Here is a 25,719-nt window from a genome sequence, read left to right as displayed (position 1 = left end):
GCTGTCGATCGTGGCTGATCTTCTGGTCTGGATCGACTGTGAGATGACCGGTCTCGACCTCGGCAAAGACGCGCTGATCGAGGTCGCGGCACTGGTGACCGACCCCAACCTGCAGGTCCTTGGCGACGGGGTCGACCTGGTCATCCACGCTTCCAACGCGCAGCTCGACGGCATGCCCGAGGTGGTCCGCGAGATGCATGCCAAATCGGGACTGACCGAGGAGGTACGCCGTTCGACGGTCACCCTCGAGGAGGCCGAGGACCAGGTCCTGTCCTACATCTCGGAGTACGTGAAGGACCCGCGCACGGCGCCCCTGTGTGGCAACTCCATCGCCACCGACCGGGGTTTCCTCGCCCGCGACATGCCGCGCCTCGACGCGCACCTGCACTACCGGATGATCGACGTCTCGTCGATCAAGGAGCTGTGCCGGCGCTGGTATCCCCGGGTCTACTTCGGTCAGCCCGCCAAGGGCCTGGCCCACCGCGCGCTCGCCGACATCCGGGAGAGCATCCGCGAGCTTGAATACTATCGCCGGACAATCTTCGTCCCGCTGCCCGGCCCCGACGTCGAGAGCGCGAAGGCCATCGCCGCCGAGCTCTAACCCATAACCCTGTCGACGCCCCCGGGCGGGCTATGGCTATCATTGGTCGGCGCCTCGCGCGGCGGAATGCCGGCGAGGGTCGTCGTGGTGGTCGTAGCTCAGCTGGTAGAGCACCGGGTTGTGGTCCCGGGGGTCGCGGGTTCGAGTCCCGTCGATCACCCCACTCGACGGCTCGGCCGGGTTGTCCCGGCCGAGCCGTTTTTTGTGATCACCCGGTGATTGCCACGGGACAGTGAGGGCCGCTGGTTTGTTCTACCGTGCGGCAGTGACCCAGCCGACCCCTCCGCCGCCGGGCCAGCCCGTTCCCGGCCATGGCCAGCCCGTTCCGGGCTACGGCCAGCCCGTTCCGGGTTATGGCCAGCCCGTTCCGGGTTATGGCCAGCCCGTTCCGGGTTATGGCCAGCCCTTCGGTTACGGCCAGCCGGTGCTGCCGCCCAACCCGCCCAGGCCGCCAGGCCGGCCCATCTGGCCGTGGCTCGTCGGCGGCGGCGTGGTGTTCCTGCTGATCATCTGCCTCGGCGGCGCCGGTTTGCTGTTCGCGCTTGACCAGAGCGGCCCGGCCGAGTCGGCCCGAGCAGCCGGTGACGCGCCAGTGCCGCCACCCCGGGCCAACCGGCTCCCGGCGACCCCGTCCGCGGAGCCCGAGCCACCCCGGGTGATCGCGCCCGACGTCACGATCAGCGGTCGCGGCAACAAGACGGCGAAGGTGCGGCTCGAGCCCGACGCGGCGTACGTCGCGACGATCACCCACGACGGTGACTCCAACTTCATGGTCGAGGCCCTCGACACCTCGGGCCGGCCGGTCGGGCTGATCGTCAACGCGATCGGTGCCTATTCCGGCGATCGCACCGTCGGCCTGCTCGAGCGCGGGGAGCCGGCGGCCTTCCGGGTCCGCGCCGACGGCTCCTGGAAGATCGTGCTGCGCGACCTGACCAAGGCGCCGACGTTCACCGGCGAGGCATCGGGCCGCAAGCCGGCCGTGTTCCTCGTGCCCGACGCCGAGCGGCTCGGCAGCCGGATCACCGCGACGTTCTCGGGCCGCGACAACTTCGTGGTCCGGGGCTTCGGCGAAGACGACCGGATGGGCCTGTTCGTCAACGAGATCGGCCGCTACAAGGGCACCGCCCCGCTGCCGCCCGACACCCAGGTCATCGAGGTCGAGGCACAGGGCGGCTGGACCCTCCAGGCGGCGCGCTAGCGCAGCCGCCCGCCGCGGGTGAGAAGGAAGTTGGCGGCGTCGGGTAGCGACAGCACGGTCTGGCGCGCCCCGGTCGTGGGGTCGAGCAGTTCCAGCCGCTCGAAGTCGCGCGCGTCGAAGCCACCGTCGTTGGTGCCCAGCAGGATCCCCTCCGGAAGGGTGCCGATCAGCCATGCGGCGGGACTGTCGAGCGTGGGCATCGCCGGGAGTCGGTAGCGCCGCAGCGGCCAGCCGGTGTTCGGGTCGACCTCGAACACGTCGCTGAGCATGTAGGCGTCGGATCCGTCGATGGTGATGGTCCGCAACGTTTGGAAGACGAGCCCGCCGGTGTCGGGTCGCGCGGTGATACCCCACTGGAGACCGGCCCCGGGCTTGTCCCGGTCGTCGAGCCCAAGCCGGCTCGCCAGCAGCTCGACGGTGTGCGCCTGCTGGTCGACCGGGTTGATGATCCCGACTGCGGCACCGAGATCGCGCGGCGGCCCGGTGAGCGTCTGAGCCGGCGCCACGGTGGGCAGCGGCTCGCCGGTCGCCGGTGGCTCCTTCGTCGCCGGGAACTCCTGCCGCGCGGTGAGCAGCAACTCTCCGTCGGCGGTCAGCCCGCGCGGCTGCCACCACTCGGGGTCCGGGATCGGGACGGCGCGGCTGGCGCCGGTGTCGAGGTCCAGGATCGTCGCGACCACCGGTCCCACTCCCGGCCAGGGTGGCGCCAGCACGGCGACCGCGCCCTCGACGGACCAGCCGGTGACGCTGCTTTCGGCCGTCGTGAACGCCCGGATGCCGGTGAGGTCGCGGAACACCAGTTTGCCGTTGGCGCCGTAGGCGAGCCAGCGCCCGTCCGGGGAGAGCCCACGCGCCTCGCCGGGTATCGCATAGCTCTCGCCCTTGCTGGTCAGCAGCACATACACCGCACCTCGCTGATAGACCAGCGCTCCCGCGCCAACCGCCCGACCGGCCGGCAGCGCGACGGCGTCGGCCGCCTTGAACGTGGCGGGCAGCCAGGGGATCCGCCCCGCACCCACCGGACCGGTGGCGTCGATCTCCGTGATCGAGGGACCTGGTCGCGGGCGATCGCCGCTCAGCAGCACTCCGGCCGACGCCGCGATGGCGACCACCGCCGCGGCCGCGACCGCCTGGGTGAGCCGGCGGCGGCGCCGGGTGCGGCGGAGCACCACTTCGGTCACGTCGTAGTGCTTGGCGCCGGCGGCCGTCTCGGCGAAGTGTTCGCGCAGTCCGGTCATCGCCCGGCCTCCTCAATGGTCAGTTCGACGAGGTGCGGTGCGAGGATCCGCAACCGTTCCAGCGCGTACGCCGTCTGGCTCTTGATCGTGCCGGTGGTGACGCCCAGGATCTCGGCGGCCTCGGCCACCGACCGGTCCTCGTAGAAGCGCAGCACCAGCACGGCCCGTTGCCGCGGGGTGAGCCGGGCGAGGGCGGCGTCGATGGCCAGCCGCCGCGGTATGCCGTCGATGGCGTCGTCGGCTGCGGCCCGTTCCGGAACGTCGGCGACCGGCCATTCACCGCGCCGCCGCCACGTCGAGACGGCGGCGTGATAGATCGCCCGGCGTACGTAGGCCTCGGGCTGGTCGTAGCGGCGTACCCGATGCCAACTCCGCGCGGTCTTGAGCAGCGCCGTCTGCACCAGGTCTTCGGCTCCCGCGTGGCTGCCAGCGAGCACATAGGCCAGCCGGGACCACGCGCCGGTATGCGCCTGCACGAACTCGCGGAAGCCATCGAAGCCGTTCACGCCGGTAACACGCGCTGGGCCTCGATTCGGTTGGAGATGAATGCGCACAGGTAGCCGGCCACCGTGACGATCAGCGCGAGGGCGACCCAGCCGGCCTTGCCCCCGTCGATGCACAGCGTGATGACGATGACCGGGGCGACCGCCTCGACGAAGCCGTGGCCGAGCCCGATCACGCCCTGATACTGGCCGTGCGCCTCGGGCCGGGCGAGCGCGAAGGACAGCTCGAACGTCCCGGCGGCCTGCCACACTTCAGCCAGCGAGTGTACGAGCACCGCGACAAGCAACAGCGCCACCGCCGCCCACGCCGACGGGCCGGACGCCGCGGCCATCAGCACCCAGGCCACCAGGAAGAGCGGGCCGGACCGGGCCAGCAGCCGAGCCGCCGTCCGGGGCCCGTCGATCGATCGCGTCGCCGGGATCTGGGTGATCGCCACGGTGACCGCGGCGACGAAGAGGACCAGTGCCGCCATCGAGCGCGGTGCCGCGGTGTGCAGCACGATCCACACCGGAAGCGCCTGGACGAGCACCCAGTATTGCAGGCTCGCGACCGACGACGCGGCCGTGAAGGCCAGATAGTGCCGGTCGCGCAGGGCGAGCCAGCGACGCTCGTCGGCGGCCGGCGTGCCGGCGGTCCGGGTCGGCGGGAGGTGTGGCAACCGGGCCAGCACGGCCGCGGCGATCAGGAAGGTGGCGGCGTCGGTGAGCACCATCGTCACGTACGCCGGACGGTTGTCGATCGCCAGCACGGCCGCGGCGCCGAGCATGCCCACCGCGAGGCCGACGTTGGTGACGGCCCGCAGGTAGGTGCGCAATGCGGCGCCCTTGCCCGGCTCGGCCAGCACGCCGATCAGCGCACCGCGCGCGCTGCCCGAGCCCGCCCGGCCGACCGAGGCGACCGTCGCCACCAGGATCAGCGTCCAGATGTCGTGCACGAAGAGCAGGCCGACGCTGGCCACCGCCTCGACCAGCATGGAAGCGATGACGACCTCGCGACCACCCCGGCGGTCGGCCTGGTCGCCGACGAACACGCCGGCGCCGAAGCCGATCAGCGAACCGACGGTGAGGCCGATGCCGGCGGCGGCCGGGCTCAACCCCGCCGACCGGATGAGGAAGATGGTGCCCGCGGACAGGAACAGGCCCATGCCGACCGTGTTGATGAGCGTCGACAGCGCCATCAACCGCTGTCGGGGGTCCTGGGGGATCCGCAGATCGTCGCGCATCGGCATGGCTGAACGGTAAGGTTTGACACCCGTGTCAAGGTCAAGAGGCGATGATGCTGATCAATCAGTTGGCTCACCGCAGCGGCGTCAGCACCCGGGCGCTGCGGCACTACGACCAGTTGGGGCTGCTGTCCTCGCGGCGTCTCGACAACGGCTACCGCGACTTCGCGGACTGCGCGGTCGAGGAGGTACGCCGGATCCGGCTGTTGCTCGATATCGGTCTCGGCCTCCAGGCGGTGGCCCAGGTGCTGCCCTGCTTCACCCCAGACGGCGAACTGACAGCATGCCCAACGGCCCGCGAACGACTACGCCGCCAGATCAGCGAACTCGACGGTTCGATCGCCGAATTGCAGCGAACCCGCGGCCTCCTGGCCGGCGCCCTGGACAACCTGATCGATAGCTAACAGCCGGCTCGCACAAGGTGCGCCATTCGCAAATACAGCAACGGTACGGACAGACAACTATCGATCGACGTCTGTATCGTTCTGGCAAACGGGGAGGCGCACATGCGATTTGAGCGCGCGGTGATCGCACTGGCCGTCGTCGCGGTGGCGACCCTGACCGCGATCATTTCCGGCACCCCCGCACTTCACCAATGCGTGGGTGATGATCGGCTCGCGGGTGTCCGGAAGCTACGCCCAGGTCGGCTACATCATCAGTGCTGATCACACGGCCAGCGGCGGCCAGCCCGCGACCCCCGTGGGTCTGCGGTGGTTCGCGCAGTTCTCGTCGCAGGGCGGCAACAACCTACGCACCTGGTATAGCGGCAACGCGCAATATGATCAGGTCGGCGTTCGGCATGCTTTCCGGGTGCTCTACACGCCCTCGTGCGCGTGTCTGCGTGCCACGATCGACACGACGAACGTCGCACAGTCCAATTTCAATCCTTTCGCATCCGGTTCGCAGTGGGGAATCGGCCCGTGGGTTCCGCAGTTCGCGGGCGAGGTGGGTTACCTCAACAGCGACATCACTGGTTCGAATGCCAAGCGGACCCGATTCACCAGGTTGGGTGCGCAGCGGGTCGCCGATGATGTGCTGCAACCGATGACCTGCACAATGATCCGGAAGAACGACAACACCGCGCGCTGGAAGGTTGAAGCCTCCAGTTGCGACGACTTCGACATCTGGACCGGGGTGCTCTGATGGGCAGACGATTCGCCATGTCCAGCAAAGTGGTCATCGTCGGGCTGTTGGCGGCGGCCGCCGCCGTGCCCGCGTCGCAGGCGTTCGCCGAAAATGGCGACAAGGATGGCCCGAAGGTTGATCCGGGAGTGTCCCAGCCGGTCATCTACGACAGCGCCGGCATGACGAGCAGGCCGCTGACCCCCCGGCTAACCAGGTCGATCAGTGAAGACGAGGCACGCGACCGGGCTCGGGCGCTCGGGTTCGGTGCCGATCTGCTCGGCGGCCAACCGCAAGCCGCTCTGCGGTCGATCTCGCTTGACTTCGGTCGGGTCGTCGAAGGCGGGTCGGCGGTCACGGCCACACCGGTCAAGGACCGGGCCGCCTGGGTGGTCATCTTTCCGCGGTCGGCACCGCAGATCTTCGGCGGCATGCTGATGACCGATGCCGAGCGTGAGCGGATGCGGGCGACGTTGCGGTGTTCGTTCATCGTCGCCATTGACGCCGCTACCGGAGAGGCTCTCTCGACCTCGCAGGAGTGCGCGTAGCGTCGGGATCATGGAGATTCGCGGGGTGAACTATGACACCGGGCAGACGCTGGATGACTTCCACAGCCGGGTGACGTTCGACGAAGACGCGGTGCGCCGGGATATGGCGGTCATCGCCGGCGACCTGCACGCGACCGCGGTGCGGATCTCCGGCGACGATCCCGACCGGATTCTGGCCGCCGGCCGGCATGCCGCCGCGGCCGGGCTCGACGTGTGGTTCTCGCCGTTTCCCTACAACCTGGGCGCCGACGAGTTGGTCGAGCACCTGAGCCGCGCCGCCGAGCGGGCCGAGCAACTGCGCACCGCCGTCGACCGCTCGGTCGTGCTGGTCCTCGGCTGCGAGATGACGTTGTTCAGCAAGGGTTTCGTGCCGGGCGAAGGGCTGGCCGAGCGGGCCGAGACGATGATGAGCCCGGCGACCTGGGCGACCGAAGCGGGCCGCACGCCGGTGTTGGCCGGCTTCGAGCAGGCCCGGGTCGTGCAGCGGGAGACGGTGGCGCGGGCCCGGGCGGTGTTCGGCGGGCAGCTCACCTACGCGTCGGGGACCTGGGAGCAGGTCGAGTGGGACCAGTTCGACGTGGTCTCGGTCGACGGCTATCGCGACGCCAACAACGCCGCCACCTACGGCGACGAACTCCGCGCCTACCAGCGGTTCGGCAAGCCCGTCGTGGTCACCGAGTTCGGTTGCTGCACCTACCGCGGCGCGGCGGACCGGGGCGGTCTGGGTTGGACGATCGTGCAGGAGGACCGCACGATTCCGGCCGAATATGTCCGCGACGAGGCCGAGCAGGTTCGCTACCTGCACGAACTGGACGCGCTGTTCGACACCGCGGGGGTCGCCGGCGCGTTCTGGTTCACCTTCGCCGGCTTCGAGTTGCCGCACCTTCCCGACGACCCGCGGCACGACCTGGATCTGGCCTCCTACGGCCTGGTCGCCGTCAAGCCCGGCGGCGGGTGGGAGCCGAAGCTGGCCTACCACGCGTTGGGAGCGCTCTACGGCTCGGCGGCCAAGTAGGCGGCGGAGAGCCGGGTCGGCGCCTTGGCCAACCAGGCGTCGACCAACGCTGCCTCGAGCGCCGCTTCGTCGACCGCAGCCAGGGCGATCAGCACGGCGGCGTACCCATTGAAATGGGGAATGGTGAAGAGGCCGGGCGTGCCCGAGGCGAGGACCGCGTCTTTCTCGGCGAGGTCGCCCACCGCCGCGGCGACGATCGGGCCCGCGGGAACAGGTGCGGCGCCGTAGCGCTTGATGTCGGCCTTGCTGAACGGCCTTTCCCAAGCGAAGACCTTGTCAGCCACCGACCAGGCGCGGTTTCCGTGTCGCTCGACCTGCGTTGTCTCCGGCAGCCGCGCCGCCAACCGGGACACGTCGTCCAGGGTTGCCATGCGCAGACGGTACGGCAACCCGGGCGGCTCAGGGCATCGTGTCGCCGTCGCCGGTGCGCTTCTGGCCCTCGTCGACGCCCCTGTCGATCTTGTCACTGTGCTTGCCGCCGGTGCGGTCATCCATCTTGTCGCCGGCCTTCTGCATGCCCTGGTCGACCTTGTCGTCGTGCTTGCCGGTCATGGCCTTGAGGCGATCCATAAATCCCATGCCGCCCGTCTTCCCCTGGCCGTCCCGGCCAAACCGGACAAGCCTGTGACCTGCGGGAAAATGCGAGAGATGGTGCCGCTGAGGCTCACGTAGCATCCGGGGCATGGCTCGGACCACCCACCGCGGCGCCTGCCCGCTCGACTGTCCGGACACCTGCACCTGGCAGCTCACCGTCGAAGACGGTCGGGCGGTGGAGATCCGCGGCGACGCGGACCACCCGTTCACCCAGGGGGTGCTCTGCGGCAAGGTCAACCGCTATCTCGACGCCGTCAACGGCCCCGACCGGCTCACCCAGCCGATGATCCGGGTCGGCCCCAAGGGCGCCGGCCCGATCGCCTTCCGGCCGGCAAGCTGGGAAGAGGCGATCGGCCGGGTCGCCGCCGGCCTCACCGCGAGCATCGACCGGCACGGCCCCGAGTCGATCCTGCCGTTCTACTTCGCCGGCACGATGGGCGACGTGCAGGGCTACTCGATGGGCCAGCGGCTGTTCGCCCACCTCGGGGCCAGCCAGCTGCGCACCACGATCTGCACCGCGGCCGCCAACGCGGCCCTCCAGTCGCTCTACGGCGGGATGGTCGGCTTCGAGCCCGAGTCGATCGTCGAGGCCCGGCTGATCGTGCTGTGGGGCGCCAACCTGCTCTCCACCCACCTGCATCTGTGGCCGTTCGTGCAGGAGGCCCGCCGCCGCGGCGCCCACGTGGTCGCCATCGACCCGCTGCGCACCGACACCGCCGGCCGCAGCGACACCCACATCGCGCCGCTGCCCGGCACCGACGGCGCGCTCGCGCTCGGGCTGATGCGGCACGTCGTCGACGCCGGCGCGGCCGACCGAGAGTGGCTCGACGCACACGTCGACGGCTGGCCCGAGTTCGAGCAGCGGCTCGCCGAGTGGCCGGTGGAGCGGGCCGCGGCCGAGTGCGGGCTCGACCCGGCGGTGCTGCGCGACCTCGGCGACCGCATCGCCACCACCCGGCCGACCGCGATCAAGGTCGGTCTCGGCCTACAGCGGCACGCCGGCGCCGGCCAGGCGGTCCGGGCGATCTGCGCGCTGCCGCTGGTCACCGGTGACTTCCGCTATCCCGGTGGCGGCGCGCTCTGCATGACCTCCGGGCACTTCCCCAACCCCGCCGCACCGGTCATGCGGCCCGTCGACCTGCCGCAGCCGCCGGCCCGCGAGATCAACATGAGCCGGCTCGCCGCCGTGCTGACCGGTGAGGCCGACCCGCCGGCCCGCGAGATCAACATGAGCCGGCTCGCCGCCGTGCTGACCGGTGAGGCCGACCCGCCGGTCACGTCGCTGGTGGTCTTCGACACCAACCCGGCGGCGACCGTGCCCGACCAGACCCGGCTGCGCACCGGCCTGCTCCGCGCCGACCTGTTCACCACGGTGCTGGAGCAGCGCTGGACCGACACCTGCGACTACGCCGACGTGGTGCTGCCGGCGACCATGCAGCCCGAGCACCTTGACCTGGTCAGCTCCTACGGGCACCACTACACGACACTCAACCTGCCGGCCACGACGCCACCGGGGGACGCACTGCCCAACACCGAGATCTTCCGCCGGATCGCCGCCGCGCTGGGCCTGCACCATCCGCGGCTGCGCGACAGCGACGAGGAGATCGTCCGCCAGGTGCTCGCCGGCGGGCCGGTCACCTTCGAGGAATTGGCCGAGCGCACCTACGCCCGCACCACCGGGGTCGCGGTGGGCAGCGCGCCGTTCGCGAAGGGCGGCTTCCCGACCGCCAACGGCCGGGCCCGGCTGCATCAGCCGGCGCTCGCCGAGCAGGGCGTCGACCCGCTCGTCGGCTACACCCCGCCGGCCGAGCGGCACGGCGACGGGCTGGTGCTGATCGCGGCCGCCGGGCGGTTCTTCCTCAACTCGACGTTCGGGTCGCTGCCCTGGCACGAGAAGAAGATGGGGCCGCCGCGGATCCACCTGCACCCCGACGACGCGGCCGCCCGTGGCCTGGCCGACGGCGACGAGGTGCGGGTGCACAACACCAACGGCGCGTTCGACGCGGCTGTCCAGGTCGACGACGCGGCCCGGCCCGGTGTCGCCTTCACCTTCAAGGCCTACTGGGCCAAGCGCAGCCCGGGCGGCAACACGGTCAACGCGGTGACCGCCGTGCGCGACGCCGACCTCGGTGGCGCGCCGACGTTCCACGACACGAGAATCGAGCTGTCTCCCAGGTGATGTGGTTGTGGCTCGGTGGTGCCATCTTCTCCGAAGTGGTCGCCACGCTGTCGTTGCGGGCGTCGGCCGGTTTCACCCGGGTCCTCCCGACAGTGCTCCTGACGATCGGTTACGCGTTCTCGTTCTTCGCGCTCTCGCAGGCGCTCAAGCTCGGCATGGACATCGGCGTCGCGTACGCCGTCTGGTCTGCCATCGGTGTTGCTCTGATCGCTACCATCGGCGTGCTGTTCCTGCACGAGTCACTGTCGCCCCTGCAGATCGGCGGCCTCGTGCTGATCATCGCGGGCGTGGTCGCCCTGGAGTTGGGAAGAGCGACATGACCGATTACCTGTACGCCGGGCAGGTCCGGCTGGCCTACCAGCGGCTGGCGGGCCCGACTGGCGCGGTCCCGATGGTCCTGCTGCACGGTGGCGGTGGCGACGGCAGCACCTGGGACACGCTCGCGCCGCGGTTCGCCCGGCACCGCGAGGTCTTCGTGCCCGAGTTGCGCGGCATGGGGCACAGCGAACGCACCGGCCCCTACTCGATGACCGGTTTCCGCGACGACCTGCTGGCCCTGCTCGACGCCCTGGCCCTCGACCGGGTGGTGCTGGTCGGCCACTCGCTCGGCGGCATCGTCAGCCTGCTGGCCACGCTGGCCGCACCGAAGCGGGTCGCCGCGCTCGTGCTGGAGGAGTGCCCGCCGCCGGTGCCACTGGGCATCGCGGTCCCGACCGGCCTGCCGGAGTCCGCCCCCTACTACGACCGCGAGGTCCGCCCGGCGGTGCTCGCCGCGCTCAACGCGCCCGATCCACAGTGGTGGGACGAGCTGGCCGGCATCCCGGTGCCGGTGCTGGTGGTCGCCGGCGGGCCGGAGAGCTTCCTGCCGCAGGACGCGATGGCCCGGATGGCGGCCCGCATCCCGGCCGGCGAGCTGATTACGATCCCCGCCGGGCATCTGGTGCACCCCACCGAACCCGACGCGTTCGCCGCCGCGGTCGAGACCTTCCTGGCCGCTCGATGACCGCCACCCAACGCCGGGGTACGGCCGCGGGTGTCGCCATCATCGTCGTCACCGTGCTGGCCCTGCTGGTCGTCGACCGGCTCCGCCGGCCCGGCCCGCGCCCGCTGTTCCAGCTCCCGGTGGCCTGCGGGGAGACCTGGCGGCTGTCGACCTATCCGGGCCACGACGACTTCGACGTCGACCTGTTCCCGACCGAGGGTGAGGCGTGGGGCCGGCCGGTGCTGGCCGCGGCCGGTGGCACCGTTATCGAGTCGGGCATCAACGGCGCGCTGGGCGGGCGCACCCGGTCGCACCCCAACGGACCCAAGGGCCGCGGCGGCGGTTGGTGGGTGAAGATCGACCACGGCGACCGGTGGGAGACGCAGTATCTGCACATGATCGAGCGGCCGCTGGTCTCCGTCGGCGACGAGGTCGCGGGTGGGCAGCAGATCGGCAAGGTGGGCAGCACCGGCGACTCCGGGGCGCCGCACCTGCACTACGAGCAGCGGCGGGCCCGGGAGAAGACGGAGGCCTACTTCGGCGGCGAGCCCTCCGGGATCACCACCGACGACCACGAATACACGGTCGAGCGCACCAGCCGGAACTGCGTCTAGCGATACGACCTGACTGCGTCGGCGGCCAGGCGGGCGGCGCGTTCGGCGGTCTGCCGGGTCGCGCCGGCCAGGTGCGGGGTGAGCACGACCCGGGGCGCTTTGCGCAGGCGTGACGTGGCCGGCAGCGGCTCGGCGTCGAACACGTCGAACGCCGCCGCGCCCAGGTGGCCGGACTCCAGGGCGTCGACCACGGCCGCGTAGTCGAGCAGACCGCCGCGCGCGGTGTTGACCAGCACCGCACCGCGCGGCAACCGGGCCAGTTCCGCCGCCCCGACCATGCCCGCGGTCTCCGGCGTCAGCCGGGCGTGCAGGCTCACGACGGAAGACCGCTCGAGCAGTTCTTTCGAGCCGACGGCGGTGGCGCCATCGAGGGTCGCCGGATCGGCGTACGGGTCGTGCACCAGCACCCGGGCGTCGAACGCGGCGAGGATCCGGCCTACTCGCCGGCCGATCGCGCCGTAGCCGATCAGCCCGACCGTGCTGCCGCCCAGCTCCCCGCCGACCTGGTCGAGGGCGTAGAGGTCGCTGCGCCACTCGCCGGCCAGCACGCCGTTGTGCCGGTCCGGGATCTGCCGCAGGGCCGCCAGCATCAGCGCGATCGTGTGCTCGGCCGCGGCGACGGCGTTGCGCCCCGGGGTGGACCGCACCGTCACGCCCGCGGCCGCCGCCGCGTCGAGGTTGACGTTGACCGGGCCGCCCCGGCAGACCACCAGCAGCTTCAGCGCGTCGGCGGCGGCGAGCACCCGGGCGGTGAACGGTGCCATCTGGGTCACCGCGACCTCCACACCGGACAGTGCCGCGATCAGCTCGTCCTCGCCGCCGGACGCCTCGTCGACCTCGGCGACCGGGCCGAACGGCACCAGCGGCCAGGGCAGGGTGAGCGTGCGGATGTCGAGGCCTGGAACGTCGTGTAGGGCGGCGGCCACCAGGTCGTTGGTCACGAAGTGGTCGCCGGCGACGAGAACCCGCATGGATTCAGCTCCAGTTCGGTCGGGCCTGCGCGATCTGCGCCAGGTATTGGTCGTAGCCGGCGGCGTAGCGGTCCGGCGCCACCGGTTCGAAGATCCGTCCGGCGGGAGTCCAGCCGGCCGGCGTCTCGGCCGCCCGGGCCCCCGCGGCCGGCGCCCGGCGGCCGGCTTCCGGCCCGCCGCCGGGTAGGGCGGCCACTGTGGACAGAGCGGCCAGGGCCGCGCCGCGGGCGCCGATCTCCTCGCCCGCGAGCACCCGCACCGGCCGGTCGAGCACATCGGCGAACACCTGCGCCCAGGCCTCGGAGGCTATGCCTCCGCCGCACGCGGTCAGCGCACCGGTCAGCTCCGCGGCGGTCAGGCAGTGCCGGGCGCTGTAGGCGATCGCCTCGCAGGTCGCGCGCACCACGTCGGCGGGCGCGTGACCCAGGTGCAGCCCGTCGATCCGGCCGCGCGCCCGGGGCGCGACGAACGGCGCCCGCTCGCCGGCCTCGGCGAAGAACGGCAGCACGGTCAGCTCGCTGGACCGGCCGGCGTCGAGCAGCGCCGGCAGGTCGGTCACGGTCGCGCCGACCAGCCGCAGCACCCAGTCGAGGGCCGCGGTGCCGACCATCGCCGGCAGGGCCCGCAGCCAGCGACCGGGCTCCCAGGTGCTCAGCGTCAGCCCGGCGGGCTCGCCGCTGGTGTCGACCGCGTCGCGGAGCACCTGGCAGGCCAGCGTCGTGCCGACGGTGAGCAGGCCGTCGCCGGGCGCCCGGACGCCGGCACCCCAGGCGGAGGCCGGCAGGTCGTAGGGCGCACCGACGACCGGGACGCCGGCCGGCAACCCGGTCGCCGAAGCCGCACCGGCCGACAGCGACCCATGCGGTGCGTCGTGCACCGGTGCCAGCAGCCCTCGCCGGTGCTCCAGCCCGCAGGCGGCGATCAGCTCCTCGTCATAGAGCCGGGTGTACGGGTCGAGGAACGGCGCCGAGGCGTCCGACGGGTCGGTCGCCCGCAGCCCGGTGAGCCGCTGCACCACCATGTCCTTGCAGTAGGCGGCGGTGGCGGCCCGGTCGAGTGCCGCGGGCTCGTGCGCGTCGAGCCAGGCCAGCAGCGGCCCGGCGCTGCCGGGGAACGGATAGTTGCCGGTCCGCCGGTAGGCCTGTGCGGCGAGCCCGGAAGCGGTCCAGCGGTCGAGGATCGGCGTGGCGCGCGCGTCGAGCCAGGAGATGGCCGGGCGGACCGGCTCGCCGGCGCCGTCGAGCAGCCACAGGCCGTCGCCCTGCGCCGTGACGCCGATCGCGGTGACCGGGTTGGGCAGCCGCTCCCGCAGCTCGCGGAGCACCTCGACGACCGAGGCGAAGACCGCGTCGGCGTCCTGCTCGTAACGCCCGTCGCCGGCCCGGTTCAACACCGTCGGCCGGGCCGCGCGGGCCAGCGCCACCCCGTCGGGGTCGAACGCGACGGCCTTGGTGACCGTGGTGCCGGCGTCGACGCCGATCACGATCTCGTTCATCGGGGCACGTTGTAGGAGAGCACGCCGACCGGCTCGGGGAAGCGCAGCGTGGTGGTCGAGGTCGGGTCGAGGGCGGGGAACCTGCGGCGGTAGTCGGCCAGCGGCAGGCCGAGCACGGCGCAGGTGACCAGCCGGATCAGTGTGCTGTGCGCGACGACCAGGACCTTTTCGCCGGCGTACGCCGTGGCCAGCTCGGTCAGCGCTGCCAGCGCCCGGTCGACCGCCTCGCCCGGCGGTTCGCCACCCGGGAAGTGCCCCGCGACCGGATCGGCCTCGAACCGGGCCACCGCCGCGGGATCAAGTGCACGCAGTTCGTCGATCGTGTGCCCCTCGGCCACGCCGAAGTCGAGCTCACGCAGACGGGGGTCGATCAGGGGGACCAGCCCGGTCACCGCAGCGGCGGTCTGGCGGGCCCGCTGGAGCTGCGAGCAGGCCAGTGCCGCGAAGCCCGCGCCGGCCGCCCACGCACCGAGCCGGGCCGCCTGTGCGACGCCGACCTCGTCGAGCGGCACGTCGCTGCGGCCGGTGTAGCGGACCGGGTGGTGCCAGGCGGTCCGCCCGTGCCGGGCCAGCACCACGGTGGTGTGCGTCATGAGGGTTCCTTGGCGTAGGCGGCGAGGTCCGCATCGACGTAGCCGCGGTCGGCCAGCGCGTCGACTAAGCGGGCGAACGGCTCGGCGAACCGGTCACCGGCCCGCGGTTCCAGTGTGTCGGCGACCCGGACCATCCGCGCCGCGGTCTCGGTCAGGCTGCCGTCGCCGGCCGCCGCGACCACCGCCATGCCGAGGGCCGGCTCGGCCGTCGCCGGCAGCGTCACCGGCCGGCCGAGCACGTCGGCGCGGAGCTGCGACCAGTAGCGGCTGCGGGTCGCCCCACCGGTCAGCGACAGCGGCCCGGTCGTGTCGGCACCCAGCCGGCGCAGGTGGGCATAGCTGAGCCGCTCGACGTAGGCGACTCCTTGCAGCAGTGCGGCGTAGAGATCGGCGCCGGTCGCCGCGCCGAGGGTGAACGTCGTCGCTTCGGGCCGCACGAACGGGAAGCGCTCGCCCGTCCCGCGCAGCGGGTAGACGACCGCGCTCGCCGGTTCGTGCGCGGCGGCTGCCCGGTCCAGCGCTTCCCGGTCAGCGCCAGGGAAAAAGTCGTCGACCACCGGAGAGCCCACATTGGACGCCCCACCGGGCAGCCAGCCGCCGTCGGGATGGCGGTGTGAGTAGACCGCCCCGGACGGGTCGGCGAGCCGGTCGGTGGTGACGCCCTTGAGCACCAGGGTGGTGCCGAGCACCGAGTTCCAGCTTCCGGGTGCCAGCGCGCCGGCCGCGACCTGCGCCGCGCAGCCGTCGGTCAGCCCGGCGCGGACCGGCACACCGACCGGCAGCCCGGTGTGCGCGGCGCCGGCCGGGCCGACCGTGCCGATCGTGGTGCCCGGGCGCACCACGGCCGGCAGCGCGGTCGGCGGGATGCCGGTCGCGTGCCAGCCCAGGTCGTAACCGGTCTTGAGGGCGCTGGTCCAGTCGGTGGCGACCGGGCCGCCGGTCAACCGCTCGGCCAGGTGGTCGCCGCAGTGCCGCAGCGCGAGACTGCCGTCGGCCAGCCCGGTGCGGACCCCGGCCGGGCCGTGCTCGAGCAGCCAGCGCAGCTTGGGCAGGGCCCAGGTGCGCTGTGCGCCGGGCTCGGCGGTGGCGCGGGCGTCGTCATACATCAGGGCCGTCGTGTGTGGCCGCCCGGACGCGTCGGCGACGAGGAACGTGCCCGACGTCGCGCAGATGGACAGGCCACCGACGCGCGCCGGGTCGACGCCGTGCAGCGCCGCCCGGAACGCGTCACCCAGTGCCGCCCACCACGGGGCCGGGTCCTGCTCGTGCCGCTCACCGTGCCGATGGCTGGTCAGTGGCACGCCCGCGCGCGCCACCACCGTGCCGTCGGCCTCGGCGAGCAGCACGCGCAGGCTCTGCGTGCCGACGTCGACGCCCGCCCACAGATCGTTCATCCCGTCACTATCCGATCGAGACCTTGGCGAAGTCCGGGCGACCGTTGACCGGCATCTCGAACCCCTGGACGTTGTCGCGGACGGCGTAGTTGGTCTTCAGGTCGACCGGGAAGGCGGCGACAGCGTCGTCCCAGAGCATCTTGTCAGCCTGTGCGTAGAGGGTCTTGCGCTCGTTGGGGTCGAGCGACGCGCGGGCCTGGGCCAGGATCGCGTCCAGGTCCTTGTTGCAGTAGCCCAGCCGCTTGGGCCGCGCAGGTGTAGAGCCGGTTGAGGGTGAAGTCGGCGTCGCCGGTGCCGGTGGTGTTGGTCTGCAGGTTGATGTCCCAGTCGAGCGCGGCGAAGTCCTTGAGCCAGGTGGCCCGCTCCTTCTCCAGCGGCTTCACCCTGATGCCGGCCTTGGCCCAGTCGGAGATGAACGCCTGCGCCATCGCCTTGATGTTGGGCCCGCCCTCCAGCGGCCACTGCATCGAGATATCGATGCCGTTGGGATAGCCGGCCTGGGCCAGCAACTGCTTGGCCAACTCGGTGTCGTGCGTCGGCGGTTCGAGCTGGGTCGCGCCGAAGACCGCCTGGGTGACCGGCGACCTGCCGACCGTGCCGAGGTCGCCGAACAGGCCGCTGATGGTGCCCTGTAGGTCGAGCGCGTGCAGCAGCGCCTGGCGTACCCGGATGTCGTTGAAGGGTTTGCGGTTCTGGTTGAACCAGGCGAAGTAGTAGTTGTAGCTGTCACCGGTGCCGTATTTGACACCGTCGACATCGGACACCTCGGAGACCTGGTCCGGCGGAATCGACGCGAGCACGTCGACCTCGCTGTTGGACAGCGCGGTCACCCGGGCGGCGACCTCGGGCATGTCGAGGATCTCGAGGCGCGCGACCTTGGTCTTGTCGCCCCAGTAGCCCTCGTTGCGGGTGAGCACCACCTTGTCGTCGGGGCTGAACGAGTCGATGGTGAACGGGCCGGTGCCGACCGGCTTCTGCCAGTAGGCGTCGTCGCCGACCTTGGCACCCTGGCCGATGAAGATGAGCGACAGGCTGCTCGGCAGCGTGCCCAGCGGTGCCGAGGTGTGGATGGTGACGGTCTTGTCGTCGGTGGCGTCGACCGAGGTGACGGTCGAGAGCAGCGGCGCTAGGGAACCTTTCAGGCCGATCAGGCGGTCGATCGAGCCCTTCACGTCGGCGGCGGTGAACGGCGTGCCGTCGCTGAACTTCACGCCCTCGCGCAGGTGGAAGACCCAGGTCTTCGGGTCCGGGGTGTCCCACGAGGTGGCCAGCTTGGGTGCCGGCTGGCCGTTGTCGATGACGGTCAGCGTCTCCAGCGCCTGTTGCACCGTGGTCTGCACAGGCTCTTCGGCGGGATACTGCTGCACGTCGAGGGAGACCGGGAAGAGCTGCGGCGCATACCGCAGCACCTGGTCTCCGGTGTCACCGGAATCGTCGCCGCTGCTGCAGGCCGCGAGGCCGAACACCAGCGTGGCCGCGACGAGGACGCGCGCGGCACGAGATCTTGCGGTCATTGCCTCTCCTTGGTCGGTCAACCGGGTGGCAGGGTGTAGGTGGCCGCGACGGGCTTGTGGTCCGAGGGGGCGATGCCGGCCGAGAAGAACTCGACGACCTCGCTCGCCCGGGTGGTGACGGGCCCGCGGGCGAAGATCCAGTCGATGGCCTTGGCCGGAGAGCCCAGCGGGGACAGCCGGGTGCCACGGCCGGTGGCGAAGGGGAGCGGCGCGACCGGGTGGGTGACCGGCGACGTCCGGCCCAGCGCGGTGAAGGAGTCGAGAAAGCCGCCGTTGCCGAGCACCCACAACGGTTCGCCGATGTCATTGATGTCCACAGTGAACAAACAGGGTGCGGTGCCGGCGATCTCGTCGAGCGCCGCGACCACCGCCTCGGCTTGGCCGGTGCGCCGGTTGGCCCGGTCCGCCCGCTCGTCGCGGTGGCCCGGCCAGGTCAGGTGCGCGGTGGCGAACACCAGGTCGGTGGCGTCGGCCGCCCGCAACCTGACCCAGAACAGCCGCGCGTGCTCGTCGAGGATGCCGACGTCATGGGCGCCGTGCTCGACGTGGGTGAACAGTTCGGTGCGCCACCACAGGTTGCTCTGCACCGCCCAGCCGGGGAAGTCGTCGTGCACCCGCTCGTGGCCGGGCAGCGCCGCGTCGATCACGGCCCGCGAGCCGGGCCGCAGCTCCTGCGTCGCCAGCAGGTCCGGCGGGCGGGTCTCCAGCAGGTCGCGGATCGCCGGCTCGCGCTGCTCCAGGTGCGCGTCGCCCCACACGTTGTAGGTCATGGCGACGAAGGTGAACGAACCGGTGAGCATGCCTTCCTCTCCTGGTGATCAGTCGGCTCCGCCGGTGGCACCGGCGGCGGTCGGCAGGTTGTAGGCGACCAACGCGTGGGTGGCGTCTGCGCCGCGGTAGTCGATGACGGTGAGCGAGCAGTTGACCGGTGGCGCGAAGTTGCGCTGCCCGGGCGTGGGCACCCGCAGCGCCGCCGCGGCGGCCACCCGGATCGACCCGCCGTGCGCGAAGGCCAGCACGGTGCCGGATCCGACCTCGGCGGCGGCCTCGGTCAGGCAAGCCCAGACCCGCTCGCGCAGTTCGGCGAACGTCTCGCCGCCGCCCCGGCGCACGTCGACACCCCGCTCGAACGCGACGAGTTCCTCGGCGTACGCTTCGGCGACCTCCGCGAAGGTGCGTCCGGTCCAGTCGCCCACGTTGATCTCGCGCAATCGGGCGTCTTCCCGCACCGGCACACCGCCGATCCGGGCGGCGTAGGCGGCCGCGGTGTCCCGCGCCCGCGGCAGGTCGCTGGCGAGCACCAGGTCGGCGGTGCCGAACCGATCGACCAGGGTCGCCGCTGCCACCTCGGCCTGCGAACGGCCGCGCTCGGTCAACCCCGAGTCGGCCTGGCCCTGATAGCGGCCCTCGATGTTCCACGCCGACTCGCCATGGCGGACCAGCACCAACCGCACGCTCATGCGGCCACCTCGCTCGGTAGTTCGGGAAAGTGACAGGCCGCCGGATGCTCGTCGAGCCGCTGGATCAGTGCCGGCTCTTCGCTTCCGCAGCGCGGCTGTGCCTTCCAGCACCGGGTGCGGAAGCGGCAACCGCTGGGCGGCGACACGGGCGACGGGATGTCGCCGGACAGGATGATCTCCGGTCGCGGCGGCACCGCCCACGGACGCGTCACGGGCACCGCGGAGAGCAGGGCCTGGGTGTAGGGGTGCACCGGCGCCGTGAAGACCTGCTCCCGGGTGCCGTGCTCGACCACCTTGCCGAGATACATCACCGCGACGTCGTCACACAGGTGGCGCACCACCGACAGGTCGTGCGCGATGAACAGGTAGGCCAGCCCGAGGTCGGCCCGCAGGTCGGCGAGCAGGTTGAGCACCTGCGCCCGCACCGAGACGTCGAGCGCCGACACGGCCTCGTCGCAGATCACCAGGCGGGGCCGCAGCGCCAGCGCCCGCGCGATGCCGACCCGCTGCCGCTGCCCACCGGAGAACTGGTGCGGATAGCGGTCGGCGTGGTCGGGGTTGAGCCCGACCCGGGCGAGCAGGTCCTTCACCTCGGCCGGCCAGCGGTCGCGCGGCACGACACCGGGGTGCACCCGCCACGCCTCGCTGATGATCTGCTCGACGGTGAGCCGCGGGTTGAGCGACGCGTAAGGATCCTGGAAGACCATCTGGATCTGCCGGCGGGTCTGCCGCAACTCGGCACCGGACATGGCCAGCAGGTCGCGGCCTTCGAAGAACACCGTGCCGGACTCGGGCTTCTCCAGCCCGATGACCGTGCGGGCCAGCGTCGTCTTGCCCGAGCCGGACTCGCCGACCAGGCCGAGCGTGCGGCCGGCGGCCAGGTCGAAGGAGACCCCGGCGACCGCCTGCACGGCGCCGACCTTGCGCTGGAGCAGCGCGGACCGGATCGGGAAGCTGGTGTGCAGGTCGCGCACCGACAGCAGGGGTTCAGGCATGGGTCACCACTTCCTCGGCGTGGTGGCAGGCGGCGAGGTGGTTCGCCGGCCGGGTCGGCACGGGCAGCAGCGCCGGCCGCTGCGCGACACAGACGTCGGTGGCGAAGGAGCAGCGGGGCTGGAACGGGCAGCCACCGGTCAACCGGGTCAGGTCGGGCGGCGCGCCGGGGATCGGGGTCAACCGGTCGCGCTGGCTCGACACTTCGGGGATCGAAGCCATCAGACCGCGGGTGTACGGGTGCCCCGCGGCTTCGTACACCTCGCGCAGTGGTCCGGTCTCGGCGACCCGGCCGGCATACATGATCATGACCCGGTCGGCGACGCCGGCGACCACGCCCAGGTCATGGGTGATCATGATCATCGACATCCGGTGCTCGGCCTTGAGCTCGGCCAGCAGCGCCATGATCTGCGCCTGCACGGTCACGTCGAGGGCGGTCGTGGGCTCGTCGGCGATCAGCACCTTGGGTTGCAGCGCCAGCGCCATCGCGATCATCACGCGCTGCCGCATGCCGCCGGAGAACTGGTGCGGGAAGTCGTCGACCCGGCGCGCGGCGGCCGGGATGCCGACCCGCTCCATCAGCTCGATCGCCTTGCGCCGGGCGTCGGCCCGGGAGGCGCCGCGCCGGCGACGGAACGGCTCGCCGATCTGGGTGCCCACCCGGAACACCGGGTTGAGCGAGCTCAGCGGGTCCTGGAAGACCATCGCCAGGTCGGTGCCGTTGAGCCGGCGGCGTTCCGCGGCAGGACGGGTGAGCAGGTCGACGCCGCCATAGTGGATCTGGCCAGCGGTGATCCGGCCGGCCGGGTGGGGCACCAGGCCCATCAGCGCCTGCGCGGTGACGCTCTTGCCGCTGCCGGTCTCGCCGAGCACCGCGAGCGTCTCGCCCTCGGCGAGGTCGAAGCTCACCCCGTCGACCGGGGTGATGGTGCCGGCCCGGGTGCGGAACCGCACGGTGAGGTCCTGCACCGACAACAACGCCGCCATCACATGCTCCTCAGCCGGGGATCGAACCGGTCGCGCAGGGCGTCGCCGAGCACGCCGAAGCTGATCACCAGGATGGCCAGGAAGATGCCCGGGATGGTGGAGATCCACCACGCGTTGGACAGGTAGTCGCGGCCGTTCGCGATGGTCACGCCCCAGCTCGGGGTGCTGGCCGGAGTGCCGAGGCCGAGGAAGCTCAGCGACGCCTCGGCCAGGATCACGTGCCCGAGTTCGACGGTGGCCACGACCAGGATCGGCGCGATCGCCGAGGGCAGGATGGTGCGGGTCACCAGGTGCCACGAGCGGGCACCGAGGGTCCGTGCCGCGTCGACGAAGTCGCGTTCCTTGATGCTCAGCACCTGGCTGCGGGTGACCCGGGCGAACGTCACCCAGTTGGAGATCGACAGCACGATCACGACGTTGACCACGCTCGGCCCGAGGATCGACGCGATGAAGATGGCCAGCAGGATCGACGGGAAGGTGAGCTGCACGTCGCCGAGGCGCATCAGCACCGCGTCGAGCCAACCGCCGAGATAGCCCGCGGCGAGGCCGGCCGCGACGCCGATGATCCCGGCGAGCAGCAGGGTCGCCACGCCGACGGTGATCGAGACCCGGGCGCCCTGCATCATCTGCGCGAGCACGTCCTGGCCGACCTGGTCGGTGCCGAAGAGGGCGAAGCTGCCGTCGGGCAGCGTGCTGCCGGGCGGCTTCAGCCGGGCGCCGAGGTTGGTGGCGACGGAGTCGTACTTCAAGATGATCGGTCCGAAGATCGCGGCGAGCACGTATAGCCCGATCACGATCAGCGAGCCGACTATCCGGACGCGGCCGAGCGGCTTGCCTTTGGGTGCGACGTCTTCGGGCGGCGGCAGGTCCGTCGCCGGGGCCGCGATGGCGGTGCGGTCCATGCTCACCGTCCCAGTCGGATGCGCGGGTCGAGGTAGCCGTAGAGGACGTCGACGATCAGGTTGATGGCGACGAACCCGGCGGCGATCAGCAGGATGGCGGCCTGGACGACGTTGTAGTCGCGGGCCGAGATGGAGTCGATCAGCAGGCGCCCGGCACCCGGCCAGGAGAAGACCGTCTCGACGATGACGGCGCCGCCGAGCAGCTTGCCGAACTCGATGCCGGCCACCGTCACGATCGGGATCAGCGCGTTGCGGATGGCGTGCGGGAAGATCACCACCCGTTCGCCCAGTCCCTTGGCCCGGGCGGTCTGGATGTAGTTCTCGTGCACGACGTCGAGCAGCCCGCTGCGGGTCAGCCGGATCAGGATCGCGATGACCGGCAGGGCAAGGGTCACCCCGGGCAGGATCAGCCGGTCGAGCCCGCCCCGGCCGCCGCTGGCCAGCCAGTTGAGCTGCCGCGCGAAGACCAGGATGAACACGATGCCGATCCAGAACGACGGCATCGACTGGGAGAGCAGGGCGAAGACCGAGACCACCCGGTCGGCGAACCGGTTGACCCGCAGGGCCGCGATGACGCCGAGCCCGATGCCGAGCACCAGCGCGATCACCATGGCCACAGACGCGAGTTGCAGCGTCGCGGGCAGCCGGTCCAGGACCAGCCCCATCGCGTCGCGGTGGTAGCGGTAGGAATCGCCGAAATCAAATCTGGCGACGTCGCCGAGATAGTGCCCGTATTGCACGGGGAGGGACTGGTCGAGCCCCATCTGGGTGCGCAGGGCCGCGATCTGTTCCGCGGTCGCGTCGGAGCCGAGAATGAGCTGCGCCGGATCTCCGGGAACGAGTCGCAGCACCAGGAACACAATCGTCACCGCGCCCCAGAGGACGAACAGCGCGAAGACGATGCGCCGGATCAGATACGCCGTCATGGTCGGTCCTATTGCTACGTTAACGTTAATGGAGCTGCTGGCCGATGCTAGGTGGCCGGTCCACCCCCGTCAAGCATCATGAGCAACTCTCCGGTCTGGACTGCCGCCATGAGCTGGGCAAACATCTTCCGATCTCGTGGCGACGGCCCGGCCGAGCCCTTGACGGCTCTCTCGCATTAACGTTAATGTCCGTCCGCGACACCAACCTTTTCCAGGAGCGCTGGATGACCACATCGGAGCGGCCCGACACGGCCGCCGAACTTCGCGACGCGATCAGGTCGAGCGACCCCCGGTTGTCGAAGTTCTCGCCGCTGCGGCGGATTCTCGCCCACGACGACTTCAATTCCGGAACGCACGGCTGGACCGAGTTGCTCGGCAACTACAACGGTCGCGGCGACCTTTCAACGGTCGACGACCACATGCGCGACTTCCGGCCACCGCAGCTGTCCTCGTGCACGTTCTTCGACATCGGCACGCACGGCGCGATGAGCGGCACCTACGCGCTCAAGCTGGCCACCCGTCCCTACGAAGGGCACACCGCGACGGCGATCCGCCGGCTCACCATGAGCGGCCGCGGGTTGTTGCAGCTCGAGGCCTACTTCACCTTCAAGGCCGAGGCGACCGTCGACCCTTCCGGCAGCGACCAGTTCGGCGACGTCACCTGGGACGGCAACCTGCACCCGTCGGAGGCGCAGTTCGGCTGCTTCACCGTGGCGACCGACCTGTGCGGCGACGGCGGCCTGCGCTACCACACGGTGGCGCGCTACCTGAACACCTCGCTGGACAACCAGCTCACCCGCCAGTGGGTCTACCCGGTGGTGCCCGAGCCGACGCCCCGCGAGCACCTGGAGGGCAAGGTCAAGCTGGGCTACGCGGCCGACTTCACCGCGCCGAACCCCGACGACTGGAAGCCGTTCGGCGAGCCGCAGGAGCTCTGCTACAACGAGGTGCCGACGAAGGTCAACTGGCACTACCTGCGCTGGCTGATCGACACTCGCGAACGCCGCAGTGTCGAGTTGCAGGTCAACGACCGGTTGATGGACATGTCGGGGTTGCCGGTGCCGCCCTACGCGGAGCGCTACGACTCGCTGGAGAACCTGCTCAACTTCTACTTCTCCGTGCGGACCCACTCGACCGTCCGCAACTTCCTCTTCCTGGATTCCGTCCTCATCTCCACGGAGTGGTGACATGCGGCAGGCACTGACAGCGGTCCTCGAGCGGGACACGACGTTCACCGGTGACTTCGTCACCGAGCCCTACGAGGCGGCGTGGGCCGGCGAGGCGCGCTGGTTCGTGCACACGCTGGCCACCGCCGGCGACGACCTCGCCATCCGGATGGTCACCCAGATCTCGCCCGACGGGCTGACCTGGTGCGACCTCGACGGCGAGGAGCATCTGGTCACCGGCGCCGGTCTGGTTACCTGGCCGGTCGCCGGTTTCGGCCAGTGGCTGCGGTTGCGTGGCACGTTGGCGGGCGACCGTCCGTCGGCCACAATGCGTATCTATCTGACCGCCAAGAGCTGACCGAACGCCGGTAGGGAAAGGGCACGGGATGGTTGAGGGCCGCCGGCACACGTTGCGCGACATCGCGGCGACGCTCGACCTGTCGGTCAACACCGTCTCCCGTGCCCTGTCCGGAAAGGACGGCATCGGCGCGCGCACCCGCGCGCTGGTGCGCGCCGAGGCCGAACGGGTCGGCTACGTGCCCAACACGCTGGCCCGCTCGCTCGTCCTCGGCTCGGCGATGACCTTCGGGCTGGTCATCACCAACCCGTCCAACCCCTTCTACGCGCAGCTCATCTCCGGCATCGAGCTGCGCGCCCGGGCACACGGCTACTCACTGCTGCTGGCGGTGACCGACGAGTCCGAGGAGATCGAGGCGCGGGCGGCCGAGTCGCTGCTGCGCTCGTCGGTCAGCGGCGCGATCGTCGTGCCGGTGCAGGGCAAGGTCGACCCGTGGCGCCGCCTGGGCGGGGTGGGCGTGCCGACCGTGCTGATCAACCGCGACCTGCCCGATCTCGGCTACCCGTTCGTCGGCACCGACAACGCCCTCGGCGCCTATCAGGCCACCGCGCACGCGATCGCCCGCGGCGCGCGCTCGATCGTGGTGCTCGAGGAAGACCTGCCGATCACCACGATCGAAGACCGGATCGCTGGCTTCCGCCGGGCGATGGCCGAAGCCGACCTGCCGGTGCCGCGGGGCAGCGTGATCTCGGTGCCGACCCGGCGCTACGAGGAAGCGGCGCTGCCGTGGCAGCCCGAGCAGGCCTACCGGGTCGCCCGCCGGCTGCTGCGCCGGCCCGCCCTGCCGGACGCGGTCGTGGTCGGCAACGACTACTTCGCGCTCGGGCTCTACCGGGCCCTGCACGAGCACGGCCTCAAGGTGCCCGGCGACATGATGGTGATCGGGTTCGGCGACTACCCGTTCTCCGAGTTCCTGTCGCCCTCGCTGACCACCGTGCGGCTGCCCGCCCAGGAGGTCGGCAGCACCGCGGTCGACCTGCTGCTGGAGCAGATCGAGAGCCCGGACGCCGAACCCCGCAAGCAGCTCATCGCACCAACCCTGGTAACCCGTGAATCCACCGGGCCAGCGATTCCGCGAAGCCGGATCCCGCTCACTTAACGACAGCTAAGCTGAATCTTGGCAGGGGTGGCCTTCGCGCACGC

Annotated in this window: 30 protein-coding genes and 1 tRNA gene; 14 read left to right on the top strand and 17 right to left on the bottom strand. The window is 71.2% G+C overall.

Annotated features, from left to right (window positions below; all coding sequences use genetic code 11):
• Positions 1–10: 10 nt before the first annotated feature.
• The 3 genes from orn (at position 11) to DFJ67_RS43175 (ending at position 1,799) form a co-directional block, all read left to right on the top strand.
• A complete protein-coding gene (gene orn, locus DFJ67_RS03380) occupies positions 11–601 on the top strand; it encodes an oligoribonuclease (RefSeq protein ID WP_116075577.1) in 591 nt (196 codons plus the stop codon).
• An 87-nt stretch (positions 602–688) separates the two neighbouring features.
• Positions 689–764, top strand: a tRNA-His gene (locus DFJ67_RS03375).
• A gap of 102 nt (positions 765–866) precedes the next feature.
• A complete protein-coding gene (locus tag DFJ67_RS43175; protein ID WP_203783031.1) occupies positions 867–1,799 on the top strand; it encodes a hypothetical protein in 933 nt (310 codons plus the stop codon).
• Here the strand turns inward: DFJ67_RS43175 and DFJ67_RS03365 are convergent.
• The 3 genes from DFJ67_RS03365 to DFJ67_RS03355 are packed head-to-tail and all read right to left on the bottom strand — an operon-like array spanning position 1,796 to position 4,769.
• Complete coding sequence (locus DFJ67_RS03365; protein ID WP_116066514.1) at positions 1,796–3,037, bottom strand: hypothetical protein; 1,242 nt, start codon at positions 3,035–3,037, stop codon at positions 1,796–1,798. The two genes, DFJ67_RS43175 and DFJ67_RS03365, sit on opposite strands and share 4 nt — an antisense overlap.
• Positions 3,034–3,543, bottom strand: a complete 510-nt coding sequence (locus DFJ67_RS03360; protein ID WP_116066513.1) for a SigE family RNA polymerase sigma factor — start codon at positions 3,541–3,543, stop codon at positions 3,034–3,036. Before DFJ67_RS03360 ends, DFJ67_RS03365 begins: the two co-directional genes overlap by 4 nt.
• Positions 3,540–4,769, bottom strand: a complete 1,230-nt coding sequence (locus DFJ67_RS03355; RefSeq protein ID WP_116066512.1) for an MFS transporter — start codon at positions 4,767–4,769, stop codon at positions 3,540–3,542. The genes DFJ67_RS03360 and DFJ67_RS03355 overlap by 4 nt, the downstream gene beginning before the upstream one ends.
• A 44-nt stretch (positions 4,770–4,813) precedes the next feature.
• Between DFJ67_RS03355 and DFJ67_RS03350 the strand changes: the two genes are divergently transcribed.
• From DFJ67_RS03350 to DFJ67_RS03335, 4 genes are all read left to right on the top strand, one after another.
• On the top strand, positions 4,814–5,167 hold the full coding sequence (locus tag DFJ67_RS03350; RefSeq protein ID WP_203783032.1) for a MerR family transcriptional regulator: 354 nt from the start codon (positions 4,814–4,816) through the stop codon (positions 5,165–5,167).
• Positions 5,168–5,366: 199 nt separating this feature from the next.
• Positions 5,367–5,906: a hypothetical protein gene (locus DFJ67_RS03345; protein ID WP_116066511.1), complete on the top strand. Its 540-nt coding sequence runs from the start codon at positions 5,367–5,369 to the stop codon at positions 5,904–5,906.
• Complete coding sequence (locus tag DFJ67_RS03340; RefSeq protein ID WP_147315405.1) at positions 5,906–6,433, top strand: hypothetical protein; 528 nt, start codon at positions 5,906–5,908, stop codon at positions 6,431–6,433. The genes DFJ67_RS03345 and DFJ67_RS03340 overlap by 1 nt, the downstream gene beginning before the upstream one ends.
• A gap of 10 nt (positions 6,434–6,443) precedes the next feature.
• Complete coding sequence (locus DFJ67_RS03335; protein ID WP_116066509.1) at positions 6,444–7,448, top strand: glycoside hydrolase family 113; 1,005 nt, start codon at positions 6,444–6,446, stop codon at positions 7,446–7,448.
• Here DFJ67_RS03335 and DFJ67_RS03330 read toward each other — a convergent pair.
• Together DFJ67_RS03330 and DFJ67_RS03325 are read right to left on the bottom strand one after the other, a co-directional pair.
• A complete protein-coding gene (locus tag DFJ67_RS03330) occupies positions 7,427–7,819 on the bottom strand; it encodes a hypothetical protein (protein WP_116066508.1) in 393 nt (130 codons plus the stop codon). The genes DFJ67_RS03335 and DFJ67_RS03330 overlap by 22 nt on opposite strands.
• Positions 7,820–7,847: 28 nt before the next feature.
• Positions 7,848–8,027: an antitoxin gene (locus DFJ67_RS03325; protein ID WP_116066507.1), complete on the bottom strand. Its 180-nt coding sequence runs from the start codon at positions 8,025–8,027 to the stop codon at positions 7,848–7,850.
• 103 nt (positions 8,028–8,130) lie between these two features.
• On the opposite strand from DFJ67_RS03325, the gene DFJ67_RS03320 reads away from it, so the two are divergent.
• Genes DFJ67_RS03320 through DFJ67_RS03305 form a run of 4 tightly spaced genes read left to right on the top strand, consistent with a single transcriptional unit; the run spans position 8,131 to position 11,817 of the window.
• Entirely contained in the window at positions 8,131–10,221 is a 2,091-nt protein-coding gene (locus DFJ67_RS03320; protein ID WP_116066506.1) for a molybdopterin-containing oxidoreductase family protein, read from the top strand.
• Positions 10,221–10,541, top strand: coding sequence for a DMT family transporter (locus tag DFJ67_RS03315; RefSeq protein ID WP_239096957.1), 321 nt, complete (start codon positions 10,221–10,223; stop codon positions 10,539–10,541). Before DFJ67_RS03320 ends, DFJ67_RS03315 begins: the two co-directional genes overlap by 1 nt.
• Complete coding sequence (locus DFJ67_RS03310; protein ID WP_116066504.1) at positions 10,538–11,224, top strand: alpha/beta fold hydrolase; 687 nt, start codon at positions 10,538–10,540, stop codon at positions 11,222–11,224. The genes DFJ67_RS03315 and DFJ67_RS03310 overlap by 4 nt, the downstream gene beginning before the upstream one ends.
• Complete coding sequence (locus tag DFJ67_RS03305) at positions 11,221–11,817, top strand: M23 family metallopeptidase (RefSeq protein ID WP_116066503.1); 597 nt, start codon at positions 11,221–11,223, stop codon at positions 11,815–11,817. The genes DFJ67_RS03310 and DFJ67_RS03305 overlap by 4 nt, the downstream gene beginning before the upstream one ends.
• Here the strand turns inward: DFJ67_RS03305 and DFJ67_RS03300 are convergent.
• From DFJ67_RS03300 to nikB, 12 genes are read right to left on the bottom strand one after another with little or no spacing between them, the layout of a single operon-like run.
• Positions 11,814–12,788 (bottom strand): 2-hydroxyacid dehydrogenase, encoded by a 975-nt coding sequence (locus DFJ67_RS03300; protein WP_116066502.1) that lies wholly within the window; start codon positions 12,786–12,788, stop codon positions 11,814–11,816. The genes DFJ67_RS03305 and DFJ67_RS03300 overlap by 4 nt on opposite strands.
• 4 nt (positions 12,789–12,792) lie before the next feature.
• Entirely contained in the window at positions 12,793–14,283 is a 1,491-nt protein-coding gene (locus DFJ67_RS03295; RefSeq protein ID WP_203783033.1) for an FGGY-family carbohydrate kinase, read from the bottom strand.
• The gene (locus DFJ67_RS03290) at positions 14,280–14,876 is read right to left on the bottom strand and encodes a histidine phosphatase family protein (protein WP_116066501.1); all 597 of its coding nucleotides are present in this window, start codon (positions 14,874–14,876) and stop codon (positions 14,280–14,282) included. The genes DFJ67_RS03295 and DFJ67_RS03290 overlap by 4 nt, the downstream gene beginning before the upstream one ends.
• On the bottom strand, positions 14,873–16,270 hold the full coding sequence (locus tag DFJ67_RS03285; RefSeq protein ID WP_116066500.1) for an FGGY-family carbohydrate kinase: 1,398 nt from the start codon (positions 16,268–16,270) through the stop codon (positions 14,873–14,875). Before DFJ67_RS03285 ends, DFJ67_RS03290 begins: the two co-directional genes overlap by 4 nt.
• Positions 16,271–16,277: 7 nt before the next feature.
• Positions 16,278–16,409 (bottom strand): hypothetical protein, encoded by a 132-nt coding sequence (locus DFJ67_RS44315; RefSeq protein WP_280525909.1) that lies wholly within the window; start codon positions 16,407–16,409, stop codon positions 16,278–16,280.
• A 4-nt stretch (positions 16,410–16,413) separates the two neighbouring features.
• The gene (locus DFJ67_RS03280; RefSeq protein ID WP_116066499.1) at positions 16,414–17,784 is read right to left on the bottom strand and encodes an ABC transporter substrate-binding protein; all 1,371 of its coding nucleotides are present in this window, start codon (positions 17,782–17,784) and stop codon (positions 16,414–16,416) included.
• Between the two features lie 17 nt (positions 17,785–17,801).
• A complete protein-coding gene (locus DFJ67_RS03275; protein ID WP_116066498.1) occupies positions 17,802–18,584 on the bottom strand; it encodes an endonuclease/exonuclease/phosphatase family protein in 783 nt (260 codons plus the stop codon).
• An 18-nt stretch (positions 18,585–18,602) separates the two neighbouring features.
• Positions 18,603–19,244: a histidine phosphatase family protein gene (locus tag DFJ67_RS03270; RefSeq protein ID WP_116066497.1), complete on the bottom strand. Its 642-nt coding sequence runs from the start codon at positions 19,242–19,244 to the stop codon at positions 18,603–18,605.
• Positions 19,241–20,239 carry an ABC transporter ATP-binding protein gene (locus DFJ67_RS03265; protein ID WP_116066496.1) on the bottom strand — a complete coding sequence of 333 codons (999 nt, stop codon included), beginning with the start codon at positions 20,237–20,239 and terminating at the stop codon, positions 19,241–19,243. The genes DFJ67_RS03270 and DFJ67_RS03265 overlap by 4 nt, the downstream gene beginning before the upstream one ends.
• On the bottom strand, positions 20,232–21,224 hold the full coding sequence (locus DFJ67_RS03260; protein WP_116066495.1) for an ABC transporter ATP-binding protein: 993 nt from the start codon (positions 21,222–21,224) through the stop codon (positions 20,232–20,234). Before DFJ67_RS03260 ends, DFJ67_RS03265 begins: the two co-directional genes overlap by 8 nt.
• Entirely contained in the window at positions 21,224–22,126 is a 903-nt protein-coding gene (locus DFJ67_RS03255) for an ABC transporter permease (RefSeq protein ID WP_116066494.1), read from the bottom strand. The genes DFJ67_RS03260 and DFJ67_RS03255 overlap by 1 nt, the downstream gene beginning before the upstream one ends.
• 2 nt (positions 22,127–22,128) lie before the next feature.
• Complete coding sequence (nikB, locus tag DFJ67_RS03250) at positions 22,129–23,052, bottom strand: nickel ABC transporter permease (protein ID WP_116066493.1); 924 nt, start codon at positions 23,050–23,052, stop codon at positions 22,129–22,131.
• A gap of 224 nt (positions 23,053–23,276) precedes the next feature.
• On the opposite strand from nikB, the gene DFJ67_RS03245 reads away from it, so the two are divergent.
• From DFJ67_RS03245 to DFJ67_RS03235, 3 genes are read left to right on the top strand one after another with little or no spacing between them, the layout of a single operon-like run.
• Positions 23,277–24,239, top strand: a complete 963-nt coding sequence (locus tag DFJ67_RS03245; protein ID WP_116075569.1) for a DUF6772 family protein — start codon at positions 23,277–23,279, stop codon at positions 24,237–24,239.
• Position 24,240: 1 nt separating this feature from the next.
• A complete protein-coding gene (locus DFJ67_RS03240) occupies positions 24,241–24,576 on the top strand; it encodes a hypothetical protein (RefSeq protein ID WP_116066492.1) in 336 nt (111 codons plus the stop codon).
• Positions 24,577–24,604: 28 nt separating this feature from the next.
• Entirely contained in the window at positions 24,605–25,675 is a 1,071-nt protein-coding gene (locus DFJ67_RS03235) for a LacI family DNA-binding transcriptional regulator (RefSeq protein WP_116066491.1), read from the top strand.
• Positions 25,676–25,719: the final 44 nt, after the last annotated feature.

The organism is Asanoa ferruginea, from assembly GCF_003387075.1.
Classification (GTDB): domain Bacteria; phylum Actinomycetota; class Actinomycetes; order Mycobacteriales; family Micromonosporaceae; genus Asanoa; species Asanoa ferruginea.
Note: the sequence above shows the minus strand (reverse complement) of the source record. Positions and strands in the feature narration are given on the sequence as shown.